Source organism: Bacteroides sp. AR29, assembly GCF_900217715.1.
Taxonomy (GTDB): Bacteria; Bacteroidota; Bacteroidia; order Bacteroidales; family Bacteroidaceae; genus Bacteroides; species Bacteroides uniformis.
The window spans coordinates 1-1,290 of record NZ_OBMS01000059.1 but is presented as its reverse complement, the minus strand read 5'-3'; the positions used below and the strand labels follow the sequence as shown (position 1 = coordinate 1,290).

Annotated in this window: 2 protein-coding genes; both read left to right on the top strand. The window is 30.9% G+C overall.

What is annotated here, in order from left to right:
- Positions 1-105: 105 nt before the first annotated feature.
- The gene (locus tag CSD97_RS18880) at positions 106-393 is read left to right on the top strand and encodes a DUF3732 domain-containing protein (protein WP_081106175.1); all 288 of its coding nucleotides are present in this window, start codon (positions 106-108) and stop codon (positions 391-393) included.
- Positions 374-1,216, top strand: a complete 843-nt coding sequence (locus CSD97_RS18655; RefSeq protein ID WP_098032912.1) for a nucleoid-associated protein — start codon at positions 374-376, stop codon at positions 1,214-1,216. Before CSD97_RS18880 ends, CSD97_RS18655 begins: the two co-directional genes overlap by 20 nt.
- Positions 1,217-1,290: the final 74 nt, after the last annotated feature.

Genomic DNA, 1,290 nt, shown 5'->3' with positions numbered 1-1,290 from the left:
TATGATAAATAAACAAATTTAATTAACTTTGCAAAACCTATCGGGTGGTACACGTTTCAAATGCTACCCGGGTCCCTTTTCAAGTGTTAGCTACAGTTCCTTTTTATAGACCAACCAAGTGTTCCATATTATGAGAATAAGGATTCTGATAAATCAAATGATAAGTCAAAGCTCCAAGATGCTTTTAGTGTTATCAATAGTTTTATGAAAGAAATGGTAGAGGATTGGAATCAGGATTTTCAAATTCTTCTTATTGAACATGCAGATGAGTCATTTTGGACTGGAGACAATAAACTTGAGTACTTTACTACTAAAGCAAATTTTGATGGTGACAATGCTTTAGTTCCTTTTCATGTAATTAAAAAAAAGAAATATGAAAATAACAATAGATAGTATAGAAAAAATGATAGTTCATCATGTCGGCAATAAATCTAATGGAGAAGGTGTCGGCTTTTCAGAAAAAAATGTAAATTTAGAAGGTATAGAACAAGATATTAAGAAACTCCTTAGAAAATCTTTTGAGATGGATGACTTATTTCGTTTTTATTTTGAGTCTACTATTGATCTTAATCCTATTTATTCTTTTTGTAAAACTATATTTAACGATAATGATAGTTTTATTGCGCAGAGTAAACATATTGCGAAGATTCTTTATGAAAGTTCGAATCATCCTAAAATTAAATCAGGAGATGTCAGTATATTATACTTAAAGGGGTGCACTGTAGGGGATAATACATGCGATGCAATTGGAATTTTGAAGTCTGAAACCAAACAAGAAATTTTGCAAATAGAAAGGTGTTCCGATGGTTTTACAGCTAAGAAAACAGAAGGGATTAGTCTTTCTAAGATAGATAAGGGTTGTATTATTTTCAATATAAATGAAAGTGAGGGTTATCAAGTTACTGTTATTGATAAGACCTCAAGAATGGGAGATACTAAGTATTGGAAAGATTCATTTTTGCACGTAAAGTCTTATAATGGTGCTTATCATCAAACGAAAAGCTTAGTAGATGTGTGTAAAGACTTTATTAATACAGAGGTTTCGGGTAACAAGGGTCTGACAAAAGTGGAGAAGGCTATGATTGCAGTCAGGGCAAAGAAGGCACTTCTGGAAAATGAAATATTGACACTCGAACAATATACAGAAGAAGTCTTTCAAGACACAAAGCTTATTGGAAAATTTAATGACTACATTTTAGAAGCTGTTTTGAAATGATTAAATTATTTATATTTATCTGTTAATCAGTTGGTTAATTGAAATAATTTTCGTAACTTTATGGTTGCAAAACA

Excerpts from the sequence above, each read along its gene's own strand:
- CSD97_RS18655 (WP_098032912.1), top strand. The coding sequence starts at position 374 with ATGAAAATAACAATAGATAGTATAGAAAAAATGATAGTTCATCATGTC.